This window comes from Streptomyces sp. P9-2 (assembly GCF_051903975.1).
GTDB lineage: Bacteria > Actinomycetota > Actinomycetes > Streptomycetales > Streptomycetaceae > Streptomyces > Streptomyces cellulosae.
On record NZ_CP192633.1, the window covers coordinates 2508355 to 2530014 of the forward strand.

Sequence of the window (21660 nt, forward strand, 5' to 3'; positions counted from 1 at the left end):
TACGGCTCAAGCCTGTTCGCGGATCTGCTCCTCCGTCAGACCGCGCCGCCAGTAGCCCACGAACGTCACCCGGCGGCGGTCGACACCGCGCTCCCGGACGAAGTGCCGGCGCAGCTGCTTCACATGGCCGGACTCCCCGGCGATCCACACGTAGGCGTGCTCGGGGAAGGGGAGGGCGGTCTGCCGGACGGCGTCCAGGGCCAGCGGGGTCTCCGGGGAGGCAGTGCCCTCCCGCACGAACCAGGCGATCTCCGCGTCCGCCGCGGTCGGCAGCTCCTGGACGTCCCCGGCGTGCGGCACCTCCAGCCACACCCGGGCGCGGACGCCGGGCGGGAGGGTCTCCAGGACGGCGGCCGCGGCGGGCAGGGCGGTCTCGTCCGCCCACAGCAGCACCGTCGAGGCGTCCTCGGGCGGGCGGAAGCGGATCGCGCGGTTGTCGGCGATCGCGGGGCCGAGCAGCAGCACCCGGTCGCCCGCCGTGGCACGGGCGGCCCAGCGGGACGCCGGACCGGCCTCGGCGGACGGGCCCGCCTCCGCGCCGACGCCGTGCAGCACGAAGTCGACGTCGATCTCGGTGGTCCGTCCGAGGGCGTCCGCGCGCAGCGCCCGCAGCGTGTACGAGCGCATCACCGCCCGTACGTCGTCGGGCAGTTCGCGCCAGCCCTGCCACCACCCGTCGCCCAGCTCCAGCGGCACCACCGGCGCGTCCTGCCCCGGGTGAGGCAGGAACAGCGACAGGGACTGGTCGCGTCCGTCGGAGCGGAAGTCGCGCAGCTCCGGCCCGGTGAAGGTGACCCGGACCAGCGACGGGCCGAGCCGCCGCGTCCCGGCGACCTGAAGGGCGAAGAAACGGAACGGGGCGGCCACGGCAGTCGTCACGGCGTACTCCTGCGAGTCGGGGGCGGCCGGCCCTCACGGGGGGCCGGCGCGGGGACCTTGCGAGGGTCAGCTGACCTTCTTGGCCTTCTCGATGGCCTCGGCGAGCGCCTCCACGGGCGCCACGCACTTGTCGTAGGACAGGATCGGCTCGGTGGAACGGGCGATGACCTGGCCGGCCTTGACGGCCGGCAGCTGCTTCCAGGTCGCCTCGGTGATGTCGGCGGGCTGGATGGCCGAGGAGCGGTCGTCCATCAGGATCACGTCGGCCTTGTGCTTGTCGACGTTCTCCCAGCTCAGGCTCTCGAACCAGCCGCCGGTGGCCTTCTTGGCCTCCTCCGTCGGCTCCACGAAGTTCACGCCGAGGGCCTTGAAGTACTCCAGGTCGATGGAGAGGTTGCTGCCGGAGACGTAGAACAGCTCGGGGCTCGCGGAGCCGACCAGCACCTTGATCTCGGGCTTGGCCTTGGCGGCCTTGCGCAGCCGCTCCGAGGCCGCCTCGAACCGCTTCTTGGCGTCGGTGACCTTCGCGGCCGTCATGTCGGCGCCGAGCGACTCGGCCAGCTCCCACATCCGCTGGAGCGGGCCGGTGAGCTGACGGTCGAACACGGAGATGCCGACGCTGGGCGCGAGCTTGGCGATCTTGTCCTTGGACGCCTCGGGGACGTACCAGAGGGTGCCGGCGTCGTCGAACATCGTGGAGATCAGGACGTCGGGCGCGAGGGCCGCGTACTTCTCGACGTTGAACTGGTCCCAGACGTTGCCCAGGACCGTCACCTTGGTGACGTCCATGTCGCCCGCCTGGACGTCCGCCTTGCCGTCCTTGGTGGTGGTCGGGCCGAACACGCCCTTGACCTCGATGCCGTAGTCGTACAGCGCGGCGGCCACACCCGTGAACGCGACGATGTTCCTGGGCGCCTCGTCGAGCTTCACCGTGGTGCCGCGGTCGTCCTTGAAGGTCCAGGGACCGGACTTCGCGGAGCCCTTCGTGTCCGCGCCGCCGTCCTTCGCGTCGTCGTCCCCGCAGGCGGTGAGCACGGCGCCGAGCCCCAGCGCGCCGCCGGCGGCGAGCAGTCCACGACGGGAGAAACGGGCGGTTCTGGCGTTCGACATGGAAGGGTCTGCTTTCGTGCGTACGGGACCGATGTGCAAACAGCGTTAGGTTAGCCTAACCAAACGATCTGTCCAGAGGGCCTACGGGGCTCCATGTCCGGCATGCGCCGGTTCGCCACCGTGATTCGGATCACCCGGCCGCACGACGACGGCCCGCGCCGGGGTGGCGCGGGCCGTTCACTCATGGGGAGCGGTGGCTCAGCCCGCCAGCCCCAACTCCCGGGCGATGAGCATCCGCTGGACCTCGCTCGTGCCCTCGCCGATCTCCAGGATCTTGGAGTCGCGCCACATGCGGGCCACCGGGTACTCGTTCATGAAGCCGTAGCCGCCGTGGATCTGCGTCGCGTCGCGCGCGTTGTCCACGGCCACCGTGGAGGAGTACAGCTTGGCCAGCGCCGCCTCCTTCTTGAACGGCTCGCCCGCCACCAGCCGGCTCGCCGCGTCCCGCCACGCCAGACGCGCCGTGTGCGCCTTCATCTCCATGTCGGCGATCTTGAACTGGATCGCCTGGTTGGCGCCGATCGGACGCCCGAACGCGTGCCGTTCCCTGGCGTACTTCACCGACTCGTCCACACAGCCCTGCGCGAGACCCGTGGCGAGCGCGGCGATGGCGATGCGGCCCTCGTCGAGGATGCGCAGGAACTGGGCGTAGCCGCGGCCCTCCTGGCCCAGCAGGTTGGCCGCCGGGACGCGCACGTCCTGGAAGGACAGCTCGCGGGTGTCCGAGGCGTTCCAGCCGACCTTCGAGTACGGAGCCGCCACCGTGAAGCCCGGGGTGCCGGACGGAACGATGATCGACGAGATCTGCGGCTTCCCGTCGGGCTTGCGGCCGGTGACGGCGGTGACGGTGACCAGACCCGTGATGTCCGTGCCGGAGTTGGTGATGAAGCACTTGGTGCCGTTGATGACCCACTCGCCGGTCGCCTCGTCCAGGCGGGCCGTCGTGCGGGTCGCGCCCGCGTCGCTGCCGCCGTCCGGCTCGGTCAGGCCGAACGCGCCGAGTATCTCGCCCGAGCACAGCCGGGGCAGCCACTCGCGCTTCTGCTCCTCGGTGCCGAACAGGTGCAGCGGCATGGCGCCCAGCGAGACGCCCGCCTCCAGGGTGATGGCCACCGAGGAGTCCACGCGGGCCAGTTCCTCCAGGGCCACGCCCAGCGCGAAGTAGTCGCCGCCCATGCCGCCGTACTCCTCCGGGAACGGCAGCCCGAACAGCCCCATGCGGCCCATCTCGCGCACGATCTCGTACGGGAACTCGTGCCGCTCGTAGAAGTCGCCGATCTTCGGCGCCACCACGTCGTGCGCGAACTCCTCGACCGTGCGGCGGAGTTCGTCGAGTTCGGGGGAAAGCTTGTGGTCCATGTCGTCACTGCTCCTGGTGGGAGAGGGCTCGTACGGTGCGGGACGGGCTGGGCCGCCCCAGGTGGGCGGCCATCCAGACGCTTGTGGCGACGAGACGGCCGAGGTCGACCCCGGTGTCGATGCCGAGGCCGCGCAGCATCCACACGAGGTCTTCGGTGGCGAGATTGCCGGTGGCGGACTTCGCGTACGGGCAGCCGCCCAGTCCGCCCGCCGAGGCGTCGACCGTGGCGACGCCCTGCTGGAGCGCGGCCAGGGTGTTGGACAGCGCCTGGCCGTAGGTGTCGTGGAAGTGCACGCCCAGCGCCGGGACGGGCACGCCCGCCTCCGCGAGCGCGCGGATCAGGGCCGTCACATGGCCCGGGGTCGCCACCCCGATGGTGTCCCCGAGGCTCAGCTCGTCGCAGCCCAGGTCGAGCAGCGCCCGGCACACCTTCACCACCTGGGAGACCGGGACCGCGCCCTCCCAGGGGTCGCCGAAGCACATCGAGAGATACCCGCGCACGTGGACGCCCTGCTCCTTGGCGCGGGCCACCACCGGCTCGAACATGGCCAGCGACTCGTCCACCGTGCGGTTGAGGTTGGCCTTGGCGAAGGACTCCGTGGCGCTGGCGAACACCGCCACCCGGCGGGCGCCCAGCGCCAGCGCGCGGTCCAGGCCGCGCTCGTTGGGCACCAGCACCGGCAGCTCGACCGGCAGGCCGGACACCGCCGGGTACAGGTCCTCGGCGTCCGCGAGCTGCGGCACCCACTTGGGGTGCACGAAGCTCGTCGCCTCGATGGTGGTCAGGCCCGTGCCGGCCAGCCGGCGGACGAACTCCGCCTTCACCGCCGTCGGCACGATCTGCTTCTCGTTCTGCAGGCCGTCGCGGGCGCCCACCTCGTGGATCCGCACCCGCGCGGGCAGCCCCTCGGCCGGTACGGCCATGGGCAGGCCCAGCTCGCTCACGTTCATGCCGTCTCCCCTTCCGCCGGTTCCGCGGTCTCCACGGGCGCGATGACCGCGAGCACCTGGTCCATGGCGACCGTCGTGCCCGGGGACACGTCCAGCTCCGTGACCGTGCCGGCGTGCGGGGCCGAGATGACGTGCTCCATCTTCATCGCCTCCACCACCAGCAGGCTCTGGCCCGCGTCCACCTCGTCGCCGACGGCGACCTTCACCACCGTCACCGTGCCCGGCATCGGCGCGGTCAGCGAGTCGGCGCCCGCCTGACCCGCCCGGCTGAGGGACGCGGCGACCGGGTCGTGGTCCCGCACCTGCCAGGCGTCGCCGTCCCGGCCCAGCCAGGAGCCGTCGGGCAGGGCGGCGAAGGTGTGCGCGACGCCGTCCAGCGCGCAGGTGAACCGGTGTCCCTCCAACGGCCCCGCGGACGCCCGCAGCGGGGTGTCCGCGCCGGGCAGCAGCAGCTCCGTGCCGCCGTCGGCCGTGGCCCGCACCCGCACGGTCACCGGGTCGTGGCCCGCCACCCGCAGAGGGTGCGCCGTCCAGGCCCGGCCACCGCCCATCCGCCAGCCGTCGGCGGCGTCGAACGGGTCACGCCAGCCGGGGCCCGTGTCGGGTTCGAGGGCGGCCTGGCGCAGCAGCGCCGCCGCCGCGTACACCTCGGCCGGGACCTCGCCGCCGACCAGGGAGTCCGCCTCCCGTTCCACCAGACCGGTGTCCAGCTCGCCCGACACGACCGCCGGGTGCGCCAGCAGCCGCCGCAGGAAGCCCGCGTTGGTCTGCACGCCCAGCGTCACCGTCTCCGCGAGCGCCGCCCGCAGCCTGCGCAGCGCGGTCGCCCGGTCGGGGCCGTACGCGATCACCTTGGACAGCATCGGGTCGTACAGGCTGCCGACCTCCGTGCCCTCGCTCAGCCCGGAGTCCGTGCGCACGCCGTCGCCCTGCGGCTCGCGCAGCCGCAGCACCGTGCCGCCGGAGGGCAGGAAGCCGCGCGCCGGGTCCTCGGCGCACAGCCGCGCCTCGACCGCGTGCCCGGTGAGCCGTACGTCGTCCTGCCCGAACGCCAGCCGCTCGCCCGCCGCGACCCGCAGCTGCCACTCCACCAGGTCGAGCCCGGTGACGAGCTCCGTGACCGGGTGCTCCACCTGGAGCCGGGTGTTCATCTCCATGAAGTAGTACGCCGACGGGTCGTCGCCCGGGACGATGAACTCCACCGTGCCCGCGCCCCGGTAGCCGCAGGAGCGGGCCGCCTGCACGGCCGCCTCGCCCATCGCCGCCCGGACCTTCTCGTCGAGGAGCACACTGGGCGCCTCCTCGACGATCTTCTGGTGCCGGCGCTGGAGCGAGCACTCGCGCTCGCCGAGGTGCACCACGGTGCCGTGGCCGTCGGCCAGCACCTGGATCTCGATGTGCCGGGGCCGGTCGATCCACCGCTCCACCAGCAGCGTGTCGTCGCCGAAGGAGGCGCGGGCCTCGCGCCGGGCCGCCGCGATCTCGTCCGCGAGGCGTGTCTCGTCCCGCACCAGGCGCATGCCCTTGCCGCCGCCGCCCGCCGAGGGCTTCAGCAGCACCGGCATGCCGATCTCCCGGGCCGCGTCGACGAGCTGCGCGTCCGTCAGCCCGCTGCCGCTGGAGCCGGGCACCACCGGCACACCGGCCGCCTGCACCGTCTCCTTGGCGCGGATCTTGTCGCCCATCAGGGCGATGGCGTCCGCCGGCGGCCCGATGAAGGCGAGCCCCGCCGCCTCGCAGGCCCGCGCGAACTCCGCGTTCTCCGCGAGGAAGCCGTACCCCGGGTGCACCGCCCGCGCGCCGGTGCGGGCGGCCGCTTCCAGCAGCCGCTCCGCCGACAGATAGCTCTCGGCGGCCGGCGCCGGGCCGATCCGCACCGCCGTGTCGGCCTCCCGGACGTGCCGGGCGTCCGCGTCCGCGTCCGAGTACACCGCCACCGAGCGCACGCCCAGCGACCGCAGCGTGCGCACGACACGCACGGCGATCTCGCCCCGGTTCGCCACCAGCACCGTGTCGAACATCTGATCAGTCATCGTCAGGGGTCCCCTCACATCCGGAAGACGCCGAACTGGGGGTCACCCAGGGGCGCGTTGGCGCACGCGGTCAGGGCCAGCCCCAGCACCTGGCGGGTGTCCATCGGGTCGATCACGCCGTCGTCCCAGAGGCGGGCGGTCGCGTAGTAGGCGTTCCCCTGGCGCTCGTACTGGGCGCGGATCGGGGACTTGAACGCCTCCTCCTCGTCCGCCGGCCACTCCTCGCCCCGCGCCTCCAGCTGGTCCCGCTTGACGGTCGCGAGCACCGAGGCGGCCTGCTCGCCGCCCATCACCGAGATCTTGGCGTTCGGCCACATCCACAGGAAGCGGGGGGAGTAGGCCCGGCCGCACATCGAGTAGTTGCCCGCGCCGTAGGAGCCGCCGACCACGACGGTCAGCTTCGGCACGCGCGTGCAGGCCACCGCCGTGACCATCTTGGCGCCGTGCTTGGCGATGCCGCCCGCCTCGTAGTCCCGGCCGACCATGAAGCCCGAGATGTTCTGCAGGAACACCAGCGGGATGCCGCGCTGGTCGCACAGCTCGATGAAGTGCGCGCCCTTCTGGGCCGACTCGGAAAACAGGATGCCGTTGTTGGCGACGATCCCCACCGGGTGGCCGTGGATGTGCGCGAAGCCGGTGACCAGGGTCTGCCCGTACTCCGACTTGAACTCCGCGAACCGCGAGCCGTCCACGACGCGCGCGATGATCTCGCGGACGTCGTAGGGCGTGCGGGAGTCCACCGGCACCGCGCCGTACAGCCCCGCCGGGTCCACCTTCGGCTCGGCGACCGGCTCCACCCGCCACGGCAGCCGACCGCGTCCGGGCAGCGTGGAGACGATCTGGCGGACGATCCTCAGCGCGTGCGCGTCGTCCTCGGCGAGGTGGTCGGTCACCCCGGACACCCGCGAGTGGACCTCGCCGCCGCCCAGCTCCTCCGCCGTGACCACCTCACCGGTGGCCGCCTTCACCAGCGGCGGGCCGCCGAGGAAGATCGTGCCCTGGTTGCGGACGATCACCGCCTCGTCGCTCATCGCGGGCACGTACGCCCCGCCGGCCGTGCAGGAGCCGAGCACCGCCGCGATCTGCGGGATGCCGGCGCCGGACATGCGGGCCTGGTTGTAGAAGATGCGGCCGAAGTGGTCCCGGTCCGGGAAGACCTCGTCCTGCATCGGCAGGAAGGCGCCGCCGGAGTCCACCAGGTAGACGCAGGGCAGCCGGTTGTCCAGGGCCACCTCCTGCGCGCGCAGGTGCTTCTTCACGGTCATCGGGTAGTACGTGCCGCCCTTGACGGTGGCGTCGTTGGCGACGACCACGCACTCGCGGCCCGCGACCCGGCCGATCCCGGCGATCACCCCGGCCGCCGGCGCCTGCCCGTCGTACATCCCGTCGGCGGCCAGCGGGGCCAGCTCCAGGAAGGGCGAGCCGGGGTCCAGGAGGGTGTCCACCCGGTCGCGCGGGAGCAGCTTCCCGCGCGCGGTGTGACGGGCGCGCGCCCGCTCGCCGCCGCCGAGCGCCGCCGCGGCCAGCTTGCCGCGCAGCTCCTCGACGAGGGCTCGGTGCGCCTCCTCGTTGGCCCGAAAGGCCTCCGACGCGGGATCTGCCGCGCTGTGAAGCTCCGGTGCCTCATGCATCCTGCGGGTCCCCTCACGTGTTAATGAGCGTTAACGCGTTTCCTTCAGGTTAACGACCGCTAACCTCCCTGTCTAGAATCGTCTTCATGGCCACCAGAACCGATGCCCCCACCCGCCGCGAGCAGATCCTCAAGGAGGCCGCGCGGCTCTTCGCCGAGCGGGGCTTCCACGGGGTCGGCGTCGACGAGATAGGCGCCGCCGTCGGCATCAGCGGGCCGGGGCTCTACCGGCACTTCGCGGGCAAGGACGCGATGCTGGCGGAGCTGCTGGTCGGCATCAGCGAGTCGCTCCTGACCGGGGCGAAGCGGCGGCTCTCCGAGGCGGAAGCGGCCGGAGTGGCTCCCGAGGCGGTCCTCGACTCGCTGATCGAGGGGCACATCGACTTCGCGCTCGACGACCGCCCGCTCATCACCCTGCACGACCGTGAGCTGGACCGCCTCCGGGACGCCGACCGCAAGCTGGTGCGCCAGCTCCAGCGGCAGTACGTCGAGCTGTGGGTGGGAGCCGTACGCCGCCTCTACCCGGGCCTCACCGAGCCTGCCGCCCGCTCGGCGGTCCACTCGGTCTTCGGCCTCCTCAACTCCACCCCCCACCTCACCCGCCCGGGCTCCCTCCCGGACCGCGCGGGCACGGCGGAGCTGCTGCACCGGATGGCGCGGGGGGCGTTCGCGGCGGCGGCGGAGTCCTGAGGGGCGCGCCCGCCCGCGCGGAGTGACGAGCGTTACGGGGCGTCCGGTCTGGACGACTGTGGATACTCGCCGGTACCTTTCTCTGAGCAAGCGCTTAGACATGCCCAGGCTGCGGAGGTGGCGGCAGTGCGCCGTACGATTTTCAACGAGGATCACGAGGCGTTCCGGGAGACCATCCGCGCCTTCATCGAGGCCGAGGTCGTCCCCGTCTACGACGAGTGGTTCGCGGCCGGACAGGCGCCCCGCGACTTCTACTACAAGCTCGGTGAGCTGGGCATCTTCGGCATCAGCGTGCCGGAGGAGTTCGGTGGCGCGGGCATGGACACCCACAAGTTCGAGGCCGTCCTCTACGAGGAGACCGCCCGCGCGGGCGTCCAGTTCGGCGGCTCCGGCGTGCACGTGCTGCTCGCCCTTCCTTACATCAAGATGCTCGGCACCGACGAGCAGAAGAAGCGGTACCTCCCGAAGTTCGTCACCGGCGAGGAGATGTGGGCCATCGCGATGACGGAGCCGGGCACCGGCTCCGACCTCGCGGGCATGAAGACCACCGCCAAGCTGAGCGAGGACGGCACCCACTACGTCCTCAACGGCGCCAAGACCTTCATCACCGGCGGCGTGCACGCCGACAAGGTGATCGTCTGCGCCCGCACCGCGGCCCCCACCGCCGAGGACCGCCGTCACGGCATCTCCCTCTTCGTCGTGGACACCAAGTCCGAGGGCTACTCCGTCGGCCGCAAGCTCGACAAGCTCGGCCTGCGCACCTCCGACACCGCCGAGCTGGCGTTCGTCGACGTGAAGGTCGCCGCGGAGGACCTGCTCGGCGAGGAGAACAAGGGCTTCTACTACCTCGGCCACAACCTGGCCTCCGAGCGCTGGGGCATCGCCTACGGCGCCTACGCCCAGGCCAAGGCCGCGGTCCGGTTCGCCAAGCAGTACGTGCAGGAGCGCACCGTCTTCGGCAAGCCCGTCGCGCACTTCCAGAACACCAAGTTCGAGCTGGCCGCCTGCCAGGCCGAGGTGGACGCCGCCGAGGCCGTCGCCGACCGCGCCACCGAGGCCCTGGACGCCGGCGAGCTCACGCCCGCCGAGGCCGCCAGCGCCAAGCTGTTCTGCACCGAGGTCGCCCACCGCGTCATCGACCGCTGCCTCCAGCTGCACGGCGGCTACGGCTACATGAACGAGTACCCGATCGCCCGCCTGTACGCGGACAACCGGGTCAACCGCATCTACGGCGGCACCAGCGAGATCATGAAGACGATCATCGCCAAGGACATGGGCCTGTAAGGTCCCGGAAATCCCTGCCGTATACAACTGATTCCATGAGTCAGGCTCTTCAGGAACTCCTCGATCTGCTCGACCTCGAGCAGATCGAGGAGGACATCTTCCGCGGCCGGTCCCGCGCCTCCGCCGTCCCCCGCGTCTTCGGCGGGCAGGTGGCGGCGCAGGCCCTGGTCGCCGCGGGGCGCACCGTCCCCGCCGACCGGCCCCCGCACTCGCTGCACGCGTACTTCCTGCGCATCGGCGACCCGGGCGCGCCGATCGTCTACACCGTCGACCGGATCCGCGACGGCCGGTCCTTCACCACCCGGCGGGTGGTGGCGGTCCAGCACGGCAAGCCGATCTTCCACCTCTCCGCGTCCTTCCAGACGCACGAGGAGGGCCTGGACCACCAGGCGCCGATGCCGGACTCCCCGGACCCGGAGACGCTCCCCACCTCGGAGGAGCGGCTGCGGGGCTATCCGCACCTGTCGTCGGAGGTGGTGCACCGCTACCTCGGCGCCCGCGCCGCCGTCGACCTGCGCTACGTCGACGACCCGCCGTACGGCCGTTTCGGCGAGCCGCGCGACCCGCACAGCCAGGTGTGGTTCCGCACCAACGGCAAGGTCGAGGGCGACGACCCGCTGCTGCACGTCGTGCTCGCCACGTACGTCTCCGACATGACGCTGCTGGACTCGATCCTGCTCGCCCACGGGCGCGGCGGCTGGGCCGTCGGCGACGTGGTCGGGGCGTCCCTGGACCACGCGATGTGGTTCCACCGCCCGTTCCGCGCGGACGAGTGGCTGCTGTACGACCAGCAGTCGCCGTCGGCGCACGGCGGCCGGGGTCTCGGCCAGGGCCGCATCTACACCCAGGACGGGCGCCTCGCGGTGTCGGTCATCCAGGAGGGCGTGGTCCGCGTCCCGCGCGACGAGGACTGACGCCCGGGGGTGAGGCCGCGGCGCCTCTTCGGGCCGGCCGCGGCCCGGAGGCGCGCCCGAGGGGCGTCCGCCTCAGCTCAGGCCGGCCTGATCCAGCAGGTACGCCGTCATCGGGTCGTAGTGGCGGGGGCTCGTCACATGGTCGTCCAGGGGGACCGTCACCTGGACGGTGCCCTCGGCCTCGGCGAGGAACAGCGCGGGGTCGTTGCAGTCGGCGTACCCGACGGAGTCCACGCCGTACTGTCCCGCCGCGCCCGCCCAGCCGTGGTCGGCGACCACCAGGTCGGGCAGCGGTCTCCCCTCGCGCTCCAGCGCCGTGAGGATCGTCTTCATCGGCGAGCCCGAGTGGGTGTGCCACAGCGTCGCCCCGTGCTCCAGCACCGCCACGTCCGCGAACTGCATGACGTAGCCCTCCTCCGTGGTCAGCCCGTCCGGGATCACCAGGATGTCGCAGCCCGCCGCCCGCAGTGCGGCGGCCGTCGCCCGGTGCACGTCCAGCAGGCCGCCCGGGTGGCCGGTCGCCAGCAGCACCCGCTGCCGTCCCTCCGCGGCCTTGCGCAGCCGCCCCGCCATCCGCTCCAGGCCGTCGACCGTCAGCTCGGGGTCGATGGTGTCCTGCCCGTACCGGTGCTCGGGGTCGTCGTTCACACCGACGCGCTCCGCCATCACCGCGAGCACGTCCTGCTCGTCGGTCCAGCGCTCGCCGAGCTCCAGGCCGAGCCAGTAGTGCCGGTCGCCGTTCGCCAGCTTCCGGTAGTGGGAGAGGTTGTTCTCGCGGGGCGTGGCGACCTCGCCCGCGATGCGGGTGGCGACCAGGTGTTCGACGAGTTCGGCGCGGCTGGGGGTCCCGGGTATCGGCATGCGTCCATTGTGAGGCAGGGAACAGGGGCCGTCCCTGGTGTATCGCGCGCTGGGACGTGCGTCACGTACTCAGGTGGATGCGTACGGCTACTTATGGGGTGGGGCGGCCGGCGGGCGGCTGCGGGCCCGGTGGGGGCTGGTCGCGCAGTTCCCCGCGCCCCTTTGGGGGTGTTGGTGTCACGTGGCCTTCACGGTGGCCGTGGTGCCCGGTGTGTGGATCCGGCTGCGGGCCCGGTCGGGGGCTGGGCGCGCGGTTCCCCGCGCCCCTTTGGGGCGTTGTGCTACCGCGTTCGGAGCGCGAACCACAGGTCCATGCGGACGTCCGGGTCGTCCAGGTCCGCGTTCAGGAGGGACGCGCAGCGGGCGATGCGCTGGCGGACCGTGTTGCGGTGGACGTTCAGGGCTACCGCCGTGCGGTCCCAGCTGCCGTGGAGGGAGAGCCAGGTGCGGAGTGTGTCGACCAGGGCCGGGGATTGCTCTATGGGGGCGAGGAGCGCGCGGGCGTGGGCGGCCGCCTCCGTTGGGGGGACCAGGTCCGTGAGGGGCGTCGGGCGGTCGCCGTGGCGGAGGAGCGGGGTGCGGGTGGCGCGGGCGCGGGCTAGGGCGCGGGCCGCCTGGGTGTCGGCGGCCGACCAGTCCCGCGAGGCCGCCGCCGCGCTGACGCCGAGCGTCCAGCCCTGCACCCGCTCCACCGTCCGCCCGTCGGGCACCAGCACCCGCACGACCTCGCCCGCCACGTCCACCAGCGACGAACCGAGGGCCGCGCCCAGCGCGGACGCGGCCACCGGGTCCGGCGCCACCCTCCCGTCCGGCCTGCCGTGCACCACCCGCCACCGGTCCCCGCCGAGCAGCGGCGCCACCTCCGCGGGCGCCGCGCCCAGCAGCAGCCGTACCAGCGCGGAGGAGCGGCCCGCGCCCGAGCCGCTGTGGCGTTCGCCGGTGAGCAAGGACAGCAGCACGGCCGCGACCGACGCGATGGTGTGGTCGCCCGCGTCCCGCTGCGGGGCGGCCGTCCCGAGCACGAACCCCTCGCCGCTGCCCAGCGCGTGGGCGACCAGCCGCAGCCCTGCCACCGTGTCCGACGCGGAGGAGGGACGGGCGTCCGAGGGCTCCTGCCCCGACGGGCGTACGACCTCCGCGAGTTTCGCCAGCGCCGTCCGCACAGCCTCGCCCGGGTCCGGCCCCGCGGCCGCGATCCGCGTGCCCTCGGGGCCGTACAGCACCGCGCGGCCGCCCAGGCGGCGGGCGAGCTGCTGGAGGACGGAGGGGACCGGGTTGGGGCGGGCCGCGGCGGCGGCCAGGCTCTGCTGGGCCTCCGTGACCCTCCGCAGCTCGGCCGTGCGGGCCTGCGCCATCAGCTGCCACAGCGCCCGCGCCACCGCCGAGAACGTGGTCCGCGGCGGCACCTCCAGCAGTGGCAGCCCGTGCATCTCGCACGCCTCCACCAGCGCCCCGGGCACGGTGTCGTGCACCGGCGCGACGCCGAAGCCGAGCGCCGCCCCGCCCGCCGCGACGATCCGCGACACGTAGGCGTCGAAATAGCCCGCGCCGGCGCCGTCCGGGATGTGCACGCCCGCCGACAGCAGCAGTTCGCCGCCCAGCAGGTACGGGTACGGGTCGGCCATCTCCGAGGTGTGCGCCCAGTGCACGACGACGGCCGGGTCCGCGGGGCCCGCGATCCGGCGCAGGCCCAGGTCCGCGCGGGCCAGCAGCGCGTCCAGGGGCACGGGGGGTGTGGGCGGAACAGTGGGGTCCGGCACGGTGGACGTTTCCTCCATCCCAGGCTGCCGATCTGGATGAAACGTACACTTCGCAGTCGCTTTTCGGCCACCTAAGGTCGGGTCACCGGCAACCCGCGGGTACGGGCGGATGTCCCCGCGCGGCGCCGGTGAGCGCGATCCGTCTGCACGACACGCCACCGACAGTGCGCGAAGGAGGCCCCCGCATGGCCGTGGACTACCTGGTCATCGTCGTTTATCTGGCCGGCATGCTGGCCATGGGCTGGTGGGGCATGCGCCGCGCCAAGTCCAAGAGCGAGTTCCTGGTGGCGGGCCGCCGCCTGGGCCCCGCCATGTACTCCGGCACCATGGCCGCCATCGTCCTCGGCGGCGCGTCCACCATCGGCGGCGTGGGCCTCGGCTACCAGTACGGACTGTCCGGCGCGTGGATGGTGTTCACCATCGGCCTCGGCCTGCTCGCCCTGTCCGTCTTCTTCTCCGCCCGCATCGCCCGGCTGAAGGTCTACACCGTCTCCGAGATGCTCGACCTGCGCTACGGCGGCCGGGCCGGCGTCATCTCCGGCCTCGTCATGTGGGCGTACACCCTCATGCTCGCGGTGACCTCGACGATCGCCTACGCCACGATCTTCGACGTCCTCTTCGACATGAACCGCACCCTCGCCATCGTCCTCGGCGGCTCCATCGTCGTCGCGTACTCCACGCTCGGCGGCATGTGGTCGATCACGCTCACCGACATGGTGCAGTTCGTGGTGAAGACGATCGGCGTGCTGCTCCTGCTGCTGCCCATCGCCGTGGTCAAGGCGGGCGGGTTCGCCGAGATGAAGGCGCAGCTGCCCACCGAGTACTTCGACCCGCTGGGCATCGGCGGCGAGACGATCTTCACCTACGTGCTGATCTACACCTTCGGCATGCTCATCGGGCAGGACATCTGGCAGCGCGTGTTCACCGCGCGCAGCGACCGCACGGCCCGCTGGGGCGGCACCGTCGCCGGCACCTACTGCCTCGCCTACGCCGTCGCCGGCGCGGTCATCGGCACCGCCGCCAAGGTGCTCTACCCGAACCTGGCCAGCGCCGACGACGCGTTCGCCACCATCGTCAAGGACGAGCTGCCGATGGGCGTGCGCGGCCTCGTGCTGGCCGCCGCCCTCGCCGCCGTGATGTCCACGTCCTCCGGCGCGCTGATCGCCTGCGCCACCGTCGCCAACAACGACATCTGGTCCCGGCTGCGCGGCATCGTCCGCCCGGAGGGCGAGCAGCACGACGAGGTCAAGGGCAACCGCGCCTTCATCCTGCTGATGGGCCTCGCCGTGATCGCCACCGCCATCGCCCTCAACGACGTCGTCCAGGCGCTGACCGTCGCGTACAACCTGCTGGTCGGCGGGCTGCTCGTGCCGATTCTGGGCGGGCTGCTGTGGAAGCGGGGCACCGCGCAGGGCGCCCTCGCGTCCGTCGCCGTCGGCGGCCTCGCCGTGATCGGCCTGATGGCCACCTACGGCATCCTCGCCAACGAGCCCGTCTACTACGGCCTCCTCGCCTCCCTCGCCGCCTACGTGGTCGTCTCCCTCGCCACCCGCCCGACCGACGCGGCCGTCCTCGCCGCCTGGCGCGAGCGCCTCGCCGGACGCGGCGCCGAGCCGGAGAACGCGTCCGAAACCGTGTCCGAACAGGTCCCGGCCGCCCAGTAGCATCGTGGGCAGTCAGCACATACGCGACGAAGCGTAGGAAAGAGAGCAGTCCTCCATGAGTAGCAACGAGACGCCCCGCGGCCCCGTCGACTCCTCCCGCGTCCCGCGGTACGCCGGCCCCGCGACCTTCGCCCGGCTGCCCCGGCTCGACGAGGTCGGCCGCGCCGACGTCGCCGTCGTGGGCGTGCCGTTCGACTCGGGCGTCTCGTACCGGCCGGGCGCCCGCTTCGGCGGCAACGCCATCCGTGAGGCGTCCCGGCTGCTGCGCCCCTACAACCCCGCGCAGGACGCCTCCCCGTTCGCCCTCGCGCAGGTCGCGGACGGCGGCGACATCGCCGTCAACCCGTTCCACATCAACGAGGCAGTCGAGACCATAGAGGCCGCCGCCGACGACCTCCTCGGCACCGGCGCCCGACTGATGACCCTGGGCGGCGACCACACCATCGCCCTGCCGCTGCTGCGGTCGGTAGCCAAGAAGCACGGCCCGGTCGCGCTGCTGCACTTCGACGCGCACCTCGACACCTGGGACACGTACTTCGGCGCCGAGTACACCCACGGCACGCCGTTCCGCCGGGCCGTCGAGGAGGGCATCCTCGACACCGAGGCGCTCTCCCACGTCGGCACCCGCGGCCCGCTCTACGGCAAGCAGGACCTCACCGACGACGAGAAGATGGGCTTCGGCATCGTCACCTCCGCGGACGTCTACCGCCGCGGCGCCGACGAGGTCGCCGACCAGCTCCGGCAGCGCATCGGCGACCGCCCGCTGTACATCTCCATCGACATCGACTGCCTCGACCCGGCGCACGCCCCCGGCACCGGCACGCCCGAGGCGGGCGGCATGACCTCCCGCGAGCTGCTGGAGATCCTGCGCGGCCTCGCCTCCTGCAACCTGGTCTCGGCCGACGTCGTCGAGGTGGCGCCCGCGTACGACCACGCCGAGATCACCTCGGTCGCCGCGTCGCACACGGCGTACGAACTGACCACGATCATGTCCCGTCAGATTGCGGAGGCCCGCGCCAAGTGACGCACGACCACGACCTGGAGCTCCGCCCGACCGCCGCGCAGACGGAGGCGGCCCTGAACCCCCCGCCCGGCCGCAACGGCGGAGACCTGGTCGTGGAGACCCTGGCCGGGCTCGGCGCGACCACCGTCTTCGGCCTGCCCGGCCAGCACGCGCTCGGCATGTTCGACGCGCTGCGCCGCTCCGACCTGCGCTACATCGGCCTGCGCGTGGAGAACAACGCGGGCTTCGCGGCCGACGCGTACGGCCGCATCACCGGCGAGGCCGCCCCGCTGCTGCTGTCCACCGGCCCCGGCGCGCTCACCTCGCTGGCCGCGCTCCAGGAGGCGGCGGCCGCGTCCGCGCCGGTGCTCGCCATCAGCAGCCAGGTGCCGACCCCGGGCCTCGGCGGCGGACGCCACGGCTATCTGCACGAACTCCCGGACCAGTCCGCCTCGTTCCGGGGCGTCGTCAAGTCCGTGCACACGGTCCGTACGGCCTCCCAGATCCCGTCCGCGATCGCGGCGGCCTGGAAGTCGGCGCTCACCGTCCCGCACGGGCCCGTGTGGGTGGAGATCCCGCAGGACGTGCTGCTCGCCGAGACGGTCCTGCCGGTGGTGACGGCGATGGACGCCACCCCGGACGAGCTGCCCCCGCGCCCCGAACTCACCGCGCTGGCCGCGCACCTGCTGTCCGGCGCGGAACGCCCCGCGATCATCGCGGGCGGCGGAGTGGTCCGCTCGGACGCCTCCGGGAAGCTGCGGCAGCTCGCCGAGCGCATCCAGGCGCCCGTGGTGACCACCCCGGGCGGCAAGGGCGCCTTCCCGTGGACGCACCCGCTGTCCCTCCAGTCCTGGATCGAGGACCGCCACACCACCGACTTCCTGGAGGACGCGGACGTCCTCCTCGTCGTCGGCTCCGGACTCGGCGAACTCTCCTCGAACTACCACACGTTCAAGCCGCGCGGCCGGGTGATCCAGGTCGAGGCCGACCTCGGCAAGCTGGAGTCCAACCACCCCGGCATCGGCATCCACGCCGACGCCCGCCTCGCCCTCCAGGCGCTCCTGGAGACGGTCGAGGAGCGTGAGGACGACACCGCCCCGGCGCGGGTGCGGGACCTGCTGGAACGGGTGCGGGCCCGCATCGACGGGCAGGACCTGGCGCTGGAGCAGCAGGTGCTGACGGCCGTGCGGCGCGCCCTGCCGACCGGGTCGCCGTCCTTCTGGGACATGACGATCCTCGCCTACTGGGCGTGGTCCGCGTTCGACGCGATGGGCCCCAACCATCTGCACTCGGCACAGGGCGCCGGCGGACTCGGTTACGGCTTCCCCGCCGCCCTCGGCGCGGCGGTCGCCGACCCCACCCGCCCGGTCCTCGCGGTCTCCGGCGACGGCGGAGCGCTGTACTCGATCGCCGAGCTGGCCACGGCCCGCCAGTACGACCTGGACGTCACCTGGCTGATCGTCGACGACGGCGGCTACGGCATCCTGCGCGAGTACATGACGGACGCCTTCGGCGAGCCCACGGCGACCGAGCTGACCCGCCCGGACTACGTGTCCCTGGCCGAGTCCTTCGGCGTCCCGGGCGTCCGCACCACCCCGGAAACCCTGGAGGAGGACCTCACGAAGTCCCTCTCCACCCCTGGCCCCTCGGTGGTCGTGCTCCCGGCGGTCCTGAGGATGTTCGCGCCGACGCACCTGGGCTGAGGGCCGCCGTGCCGGGCGGGCCGTAGGCTGCCCGGATGCTGAGGATCGGAATCCCTGTCGTCGGTGTCACGGACATCCCCCGCGCGGTGGCGTTCTGGACGCAGGCTTTGCCCCTCGTGGTCGCAGAGGAATGGTCGAGCGAGACGTGGCGGACGCTCGAGTACGCCGACGGCTCCGGCCAGGCTCTCGGTCTGCTGCGCAGCGCGTCGCCCGCCGAGCCGTACCCACGTCTGCACCTGGACCTCTTCACCGATTCGGCGGAGGAACAGCGGGCCGAGGTCCAACGGCTGGTCGGTCTCGGCGCGCGGTCCGTCGACTGGGACCTCTACCCGCCCGACCCCGACTTCGTCGTGCTCGCCGACCCGGACGACAACATCTTCTGCGTCGTCGACCTGAGCCGCGGACCCGGGGGCGGCGACCGGCTCGGCCCCTGAGCGCCCCTGTGAGATCGCCCGCAGGCGCCCGCGCCTCCTCCGCTCGCCGAGGCGGGTCGACGCCTCCGACGTCGCCTCGTCGTCGGGGAGGAGGACCAGCAACACCTGGGATTCCGGTGCGGTTCGTGCACGACGTCGACCACACGATCGGCCGCGGAAGCGACAGGTTCCCTGAGGTCGCGGGCGTCCCGGCCAGGACGATGTCAGACGCGGCCGTCGACCTGAGCCCGGAGAGGAGGACAGCGTGCTGCTGAGGTTCCGCGTCGCGTAGTACGGTCCTTGCGAGACGAGCAGGAGCTGTCCTTCGTCACGCCCGGCGACGAACAGGGCTCCCGTTCCAGCCGAGCTCCCAGGACGCCAGGCCCCCCGAGGTCGTCCTGCCGCACCAGATCCTGGGCCGCTGCAAGACGGCCCGGAAGAAGGCCGAGCGGATGAACAGTCTGCACCCGCCCCCCGTGGGCAAGTGGGACAAGGACCCTCACACGGACGTGCACGAGTTCGTGGAGAAGACGCTGCACATCGACAGCTACCGACCTCGGCGCGGGCCGGCCTTCTGGGGGGCGATCAAGCCGGGAAGCTTCCGTCCTTGACCGCGGTCACGAACGGCGTCCAGCCGGCCGACCGGAAGACCAGCGCGGGCCCGTCAGGAACCTTGGAGTCGCGGACAGGGACACCTACGGGGTGGTCGTCCAGGACCTCCAGGCAGCTGCCACCCTGGTCGTTGCTGTAGGAGGACTTCCGCCAGCCCTTCAGTGCCCCAGCGTTCGGTATCGCTCGGTCAGCCATGATGTTCGTAGTCCCTTGCTGTTGCGCTGAGCAGAGCCAGTGATTCCTTGAGCGGCAGCGCGTTGCCCAGTGCGAAATCGTAGCGATGCTGCAGCTCCTGAACGACTGATGGGCTGTCGTGGATCTTCCCCATGTACAGGCCCTCCCCGTAGGCCACGGGCGGCTGATCCTCAAACCACATCAGCGTGAGCATGTTGCTCAGGAGGGGATGCATGCCCAATGTGAAGGGCAGAAGGTGAAGCTGGATCCGCTCGGCCTCGGCGAGTCCGATGAGGTGGTTGATCTGCTCCGCCATGACGTCCGGGCCGCCGATCCGGCGTCGTAGCACCGCTTCATCCAGGAGCGCCCACACTACGGGTGTCACTGGGTCGGCAAGGATTTTCGCGCGTTCCAGGCGGGTGACAAGGCGCCTGTCACGTTCCTGTTCACTCGCCGGAGGGAATGGCATGCTCAGAACCGCACGTGCGTACCTTTCCGTCTGGAGGATGCCGGGAACGAACGACAGGGCGAACTCCCTGATCATCGTCGCCTGCTGTTCGAGCTGAAGGGCCGCCTCGAAGTACCCCGCGACAGCGGTGTCGTCGTCCGGAAGGAAGCTGCTGAGCACATCTCCCGTGTTCAGCGCCCTGTCGAGGCGTCGCGCGTCCTCCTTGGACGGGGTGCGCCGGCCCGCCTCGATGTGCGCGATGTGCGAACGCGTCATGACGGCGGCCGTCGCCAGCTCCTGCTGTGTCAGCCCCGCCGCCTCGCGCTGCGTCTTCAGCCACTCCCCATAGATGTTGCTCAACGTCAACTCCCGTGTGACAGATGCGTTGTCACATCCGACCCTCTGGCGAGCCTAGCCCGGCCCGTCTCACTCTGTGAGTGGATCGCTACGCAGCGATGTCCATGCACCTCGACCTGCCCTCGGGCACGGAAGACCCCCGCGACCGCTACCGACGGCCCGGGGGCATGGCCCTCAACCGCAACGGAGTTGAAGACGTGTTGCACCGTATCGCCTGTCTCCTGGAGCCGCTGCTGCGGCTCCTGTGGCCCGCCTCCGGGCGCCACCGGCACGAGAACCGCCACCGCGCCCAGGGAGCGGCGTCCACCCCTGCGCCGGACGCCCCCCTCGCACCCGGCCGCCGCCCCTCCCCGTACGAGGCACTCCTCCGCGGCGAGGACTCCCGGCTCGTCCGCCCCTACCTCCTCGCCCACGAACGACGCGCGCAGGCCAGGCGGCAGCGCGCCCGGCGCCGGACCCTCTGGCTCGCCGTGCACGGCATCGACGTAGGGCCACGGCGTATCCACGGTGTCGACGTCGGCTCCCGCCGGATGCGGGGCAACGAGGTGACCGCCGCGTGATCTACGAGAGCCGAGACGTCGCCGCCACCACAGCCGCCCGGCCCCGCCTCCTCCCCTGGTCCAACCTCGACGGCAACCCCTGCTACCTCGTCACCGACGACACCGGAACCGGCCGTCTCTCGCGCCTCGCCGACGAGATCGAAGCCGTCCAGCTCGGCATGGCGGACGACCTTCTCGGCCACGCCGTCGATCTCCTGGGCGACACCAGGGCCACCGCGCCCCAGCTCCGTCACCTCGCCGCCTGCCTGGCCGAGGCGCTTCACGACGTCCACCGCATCGCCCGTAGCAGGGGAGCGCGTCTCCACGTGTCCGACGGTGACGAGGAGGACGCCGACGCCGTCCCGGAAGGGGGCCCGGGCACCTGACCCACCGCTGGGGCGGGCCGGCCGCCCTCTTCGTCAGAGGGAGGCCGGCCGAGGTGAGGCCTACCAGATCGACTCGACCCACTCCGGGTGGTCGATGAACGGGTTCCGGTTGTGCTGGTACGACTCGTAGATCACGTCGTTGCGGTGCTGCTCGAAGGCGTCCGGCGGGTCCTGTTCGTTCCACTCCTTGAGTACCGAGAGCTTGCCGATGTACGGCGCGGAGCCGTTGCTCACGCTGTTGTTCGGCTCCAGGTCGGGCCAGCCGTCGGTGCCCTCGTAGCGGACCGCCATGTAGAAGATCATGCGGGCCACGTCGCCCTTGACCGCGTCGCGCGGCTCGAAGGAGTCGGAGTCGGTGAGGCTGCCCCCGCCGTTCGCGACGGCGCTGCCGCCGTTGTCGAAGTCCTTGTTGCCGCGGACGCTGTTGACCTGGACGTCCGACGGACGCAGGTGGTGGATGTCGGTGCCGGGGCCGGTGGAGGTGCCGAAGTCGCCGTGGGACTTGGCCCAGACGTGCTCGCGGTTCCAGTCGCCCACGTCACCGCCGTTGAGTGACTTGCTGCGGGAGACGCCGGAGTACAGCAGGATCACGTTGCCGCTGTTCGACGGGTCCTCGTCGGTCTCCTTGAGGGCGTCCCAGACGGCCGAGTACGACAGCTTCGTCTGGTCGCTGATGATCGAGTTGAGGGCGGACTTGAGGGCCTCGCCGGTCTTGCCCTCGGCGCCCTCGTAGTAGTCGGCCACCGCGGCGGCCCGGGTCTCGGGGGCGGGCGCGGAGGCGCCGGCCGTGGCGGGGGTGAGGGCGGGGACGGCGAGTCCGGCGAGGACGGCGGCGCTCGCCAGCGCCACCGCCTTCCGGCGGCGTATGCGCACAACAGGCATGTGGGGT

At 72.1% G+C, this 21660-nt stretch carries 21 protein-coding genes; 10 read left to right on the forward strand and 11 right to left on the reverse strand.

Annotated features, from left to right (window positions below):
* Positions 1 to 6 precede the first annotated feature (6 nt).
* The 6 genes from ACQY0Z_RS11680 to ACQY0Z_RS11705 all read right to left on the reverse strand — a co-directional run bounded on the left by ACQY0Z_RS11680 (position 7) and on the right by ACQY0Z_RS11705 (position 7964).
* Positions 7 to 879, reverse strand: a complete 873-nt coding sequence (locus ACQY0Z_RS11680; RefSeq protein WP_439812220.1) for a siderophore-interacting protein — start codon at positions 877 to 879, stop codon at positions 7 to 9.
* A 66-nt stretch (positions 880 to 945) separates the two neighbouring features.
* On the reverse strand, positions 946 to 1989 hold the full coding sequence (locus ACQY0Z_RS11685; protein ID WP_439812221.1) for an ABC transporter substrate-binding protein: 1044 nt from the start codon (positions 1987 to 1989) through the stop codon (positions 946 to 948).
* Positions 1990 to 2187: 198 nt separating this feature from the next.
* Positions 2188 to 3348: an acyl-CoA dehydrogenase family protein gene (locus ACQY0Z_RS11690; protein ID WP_347225382.1), complete on the reverse strand. Its 1161-nt coding sequence runs from the start codon at positions 3346 to 3348 to the stop codon at positions 2188 to 2190.
* A gap of 4 nt (positions 3349 to 3352) precedes the next feature.
* Positions 3353 to 4300 carry a hydroxymethylglutaryl-CoA lyase gene (locus ACQY0Z_RS11695; protein WP_347225381.1) on the reverse strand — a complete coding sequence of 316 codons (948 nt, stop codon included), beginning with the start codon at positions 4298 to 4300 and terminating at the stop codon, positions 3353 to 3355.
* Positions 4297 to 6321, reverse strand: a complete 2025-nt coding sequence (locus ACQY0Z_RS11700; protein ID WP_189898150.1) for an acetyl-CoA carboxylase biotin carboxylase subunit — start codon at positions 6319 to 6321, stop codon at positions 4297 to 4299. The genes ACQY0Z_RS11695 and ACQY0Z_RS11700 overlap by 4 nt, the downstream gene beginning before the upstream one ends.
* Before the next feature lie 26 nt (positions 6322 to 6347).
* On the reverse strand, positions 6348 to 7964 hold the full coding sequence (locus ACQY0Z_RS11705; protein WP_381726684.1) for a carboxyl transferase domain-containing protein: 1617 nt from the start codon (positions 7962 to 7964) through the stop codon (positions 6348 to 6350).
* Between the two features lie 86 nt (positions 7965 to 8050).
* Here ACQY0Z_RS11705 and ACQY0Z_RS11710 point away from each other — a divergent pair, with 86 nt between their 5' ends.
* From ACQY0Z_RS11710 to tesB, 3 genes are all read left to right on the forward strand, one after another.
* Positions 8051 to 8653 (forward strand): SACE_7040 family transcriptional regulator, encoded by a 603-nt coding sequence (locus ACQY0Z_RS11710; RefSeq protein ID WP_189897999.1) that lies wholly within the window; start codon positions 8051 to 8053, stop codon positions 8651 to 8653.
* 126 nt (positions 8654 to 8779) lie between these two features.
* Entirely contained in the window at positions 8780 to 9937 is a 1158-nt protein-coding gene (locus tag ACQY0Z_RS11715; protein WP_019525193.1) for an acyl-CoA dehydrogenase family protein, read from the forward strand.
* 35 nt (positions 9938 to 9972) lie between these two features.
* Positions 9973 to 10851, forward strand: coding sequence for an acyl-CoA thioesterase II (gene tesB, locus ACQY0Z_RS11720; protein ID WP_189898000.1), 879 nt, complete (start codon positions 9973 to 9975; stop codon positions 10849 to 10851).
* 72 nt (positions 10852 to 10923) lie between these two features.
* Here tesB and ACQY0Z_RS11725 read toward each other — a convergent pair whose 3' ends face one another.
* On the reverse strand, positions 10924 to 11712 hold the full coding sequence (locus tag ACQY0Z_RS11725) for a phosphatase (RefSeq protein ID WP_189898002.1): 789 nt from the start codon (positions 11710 to 11712) through the stop codon (positions 10924 to 10926).
* 281 nt (positions 11713 to 11993) lie between these two features.
* Positions 11994 to 13490, reverse strand: coding sequence for a helix-turn-helix domain-containing protein (locus tag ACQY0Z_RS11730; protein ID WP_439812222.1), 1497 nt, complete (start codon positions 13488 to 13490; stop codon positions 11994 to 11996).
* Positions 13491 to 13657: 167 nt separating this feature from the next.
* Here ACQY0Z_RS11730 and ACQY0Z_RS11735 point away from each other — a divergent pair, with 167 nt between their 5' ends.
* The 5 genes from ACQY0Z_RS11735 (at position 13658) to ACQY0Z_RS11755 (ending at position 18866) form a co-directional block, all read left to right on the forward strand.
* Positions 13658 to 15136 carry a sodium:solute symporter gene (locus ACQY0Z_RS11735; protein ID WP_381726681.1) on the forward strand — a complete coding sequence of 493 codons (1479 nt, stop codon included), beginning with the start codon at positions 13658 to 13660 and terminating at the stop codon, positions 15134 to 15136.
* 55 nt (positions 15137 to 15191) lie between these two features.
* Entirely contained in the window at positions 15192 to 16160 is a 969-nt protein-coding gene (gene speB, locus ACQY0Z_RS11740; protein WP_019527511.1) for an agmatinase, read from the forward strand.
* Positions 16157 to 17842 carry a thiamine pyrophosphate-binding protein gene (locus ACQY0Z_RS11745; RefSeq protein WP_381726680.1) on the forward strand — a complete coding sequence of 562 codons (1686 nt, stop codon included), beginning with the start codon at positions 16157 to 16159 and terminating at the stop codon, positions 17840 to 17842. Before speB ends, ACQY0Z_RS11745 begins: the two co-directional genes overlap by 4 nt.
* Positions 17843 to 17877: 35 nt before the next feature.
* Complete coding sequence (locus ACQY0Z_RS11750) at positions 17878 to 18276, forward strand: VOC family protein (protein WP_381726679.1); 399 nt, start codon at positions 17878 to 17880, stop codon at positions 18274 to 18276.
* Between the two features lie 431 nt (positions 18277 to 18707).
* On the forward strand, positions 18708 to 18866 hold the full coding sequence (locus tag ACQY0Z_RS11755) for a hypothetical protein (RefSeq protein ID WP_439812223.1): 159 nt from the start codon (positions 18708 to 18710) through the stop codon (positions 18864 to 18866).
* On the opposite strand, the gene ACQY0Z_RS11760 is transcribed toward ACQY0Z_RS11755, so the two are convergent.
* Both ACQY0Z_RS11760 and ACQY0Z_RS11765 read right to left on the reverse strand, forming a co-directional pair.
* Complete coding sequence (locus tag ACQY0Z_RS11760) at positions 18841 to 19062, reverse strand: DUF397 domain-containing protein (protein WP_439812224.1); 222 nt, start codon at positions 19060 to 19062, stop codon at positions 18841 to 18843. The genes ACQY0Z_RS11755 and ACQY0Z_RS11760 overlap by 26 nt on opposite strands.
* The gene (locus ACQY0Z_RS11765; RefSeq protein WP_189898015.1) at positions 19055 to 19849 is read right to left on the reverse strand and encodes a helix-turn-helix domain-containing protein; all 795 of its coding nucleotides are present in this window, start codon (positions 19847 to 19849) and stop codon (positions 19055 to 19057) included. Before ACQY0Z_RS11765 ends, ACQY0Z_RS11760 begins: the two co-directional genes overlap by 8 nt.
* A 77-nt stretch (positions 19850 to 19926) precedes the next feature.
* Between ACQY0Z_RS11765 and ACQY0Z_RS11770 the strand changes: the two genes are divergently transcribed.
* On the forward strand, positions 19927 to 20406 hold the full coding sequence (locus ACQY0Z_RS11770; protein ID WP_439812225.1) for a hypothetical protein: 480 nt from the start codon (positions 19927 to 19929) through the stop codon (positions 20404 to 20406).
* Positions 20403 to 20771, forward strand: a complete 369-nt coding sequence (locus ACQY0Z_RS11775; RefSeq protein WP_189898017.1) for a hypothetical protein — start codon at positions 20403 to 20405, stop codon at positions 20769 to 20771. Before ACQY0Z_RS11770 ends, ACQY0Z_RS11775 begins: the two co-directional genes overlap by 4 nt.
* Before the next feature lie 60 nt (positions 20772 to 20831).
* Here the strand turns inward: ACQY0Z_RS11775 and ACQY0Z_RS11780 are convergent, their stop codons facing one another.
* Positions 20832 to 21653 (reverse strand): endonuclease I family protein, encoded by an 822-nt coding sequence (locus tag ACQY0Z_RS11780; protein WP_189898019.1) that lies wholly within the window; start codon positions 21651 to 21653, stop codon positions 20832 to 20834.
* Between the last annotated feature and the right edge of the window lie 7 nt (positions 21654 to 21660).

Coding starts and splice junctions, on each gene's coding strand:
- ACQY0Z_RS11700 (WP_189898150.1), bottom strand. CDS start 6,321: ATGTTCGACACGGTGCTGGTGGCGAACCGGGGCGAGATCGCCGTGCGT.
- ACQY0Z_RS11710 (WP_189897999.1), top strand. CDS start 8,051: ATGGCCACCAGAACCGATGCCCCCACCCGCCGCGAGCAGATCCTCAAG.
- ACQY0Z_RS11730 (WP_439812222.1), bottom strand. CDS start 13,490: ATGGAGGAAACGTCCACCGTGCCGGACCCCACTGTTCCGCCCACACCC.
- ACQY0Z_RS11735 (WP_381726681.1), top strand. CDS start 13,658: ATGGCCGTGGACTACCTGGTCATCGTCGTTTATCTGGCCGGCATGCTG.
- ACQY0Z_RS11725 (WP_189898002.1), bottom strand. CDS start 11,712: ATGCCGATACCCGGGACCCCCAGCCGCGCCGAACTCGTCGAACACCTG.
- ACQY0Z_RS11750 (WP_381726679.1), top strand. CDS start 17,878: ATGCTGAGGATCGGAATCCCTGTCGTCGGTGTCACGGACATCCCCCGC.
- ACQY0Z_RS11685 (WP_439812221.1), bottom strand. CDS start 1,989: ATGTCGAACGCCAGAACCGCCCGTTTCTCCCGTCGTGGACTGCTCGCC.
- speB (WP_019527511.1), top strand. CDS start 15,192: ATGAGTAGCAACGAGACGCCCCGCGGCCCCGTCGACTCCTCCCGCGTC.
- ACQY0Z_RS11695 (WP_347225381.1), bottom strand. CDS start 4,300: ATGAACGTGAGCGAGCTGGGCCTGCCCATGGCCGTACCGGCCGAGGGG.
- ACQY0Z_RS11755 (WP_439812223.1), top strand. CDS start 18,708: ATGAACAGTCTGCACCCGCCCCCCGTGGGCAAGTGGGACAAGGACCCT.
- ACQY0Z_RS11780 (WP_189898019.1), bottom strand. CDS start 21,653: ATGCCTGTTGTGCGCATACGCCGCCGGAAGGCGGTGGCGCTGGCGAGC.
- ACQY0Z_RS11705 (WP_381726684.1), bottom strand. CDS start 7,964: ATGCATGAGGCACCGGAGCTTCACAGCGCGGCAGATCCCGCGTCGGAG.
- ACQY0Z_RS11690 (WP_347225382.1), bottom strand. CDS start 3,348: ATGGACCACAAGCTTTCCCCCGAACTCGACGAACTCCGCCGCACGGTC.
- tesB (WP_189898000.1), top strand. CDS start 9,973: ATGAGTCAGGCTCTTCAGGAACTCCTCGATCTGCTCGACCTCGAGCAG.
- ACQY0Z_RS11760 (WP_439812224.1), bottom strand. CDS start 19,062: ATGGCTGACCGAGCGATACCGAACGCTGGGGCACTGAAGGGCTGGCGG.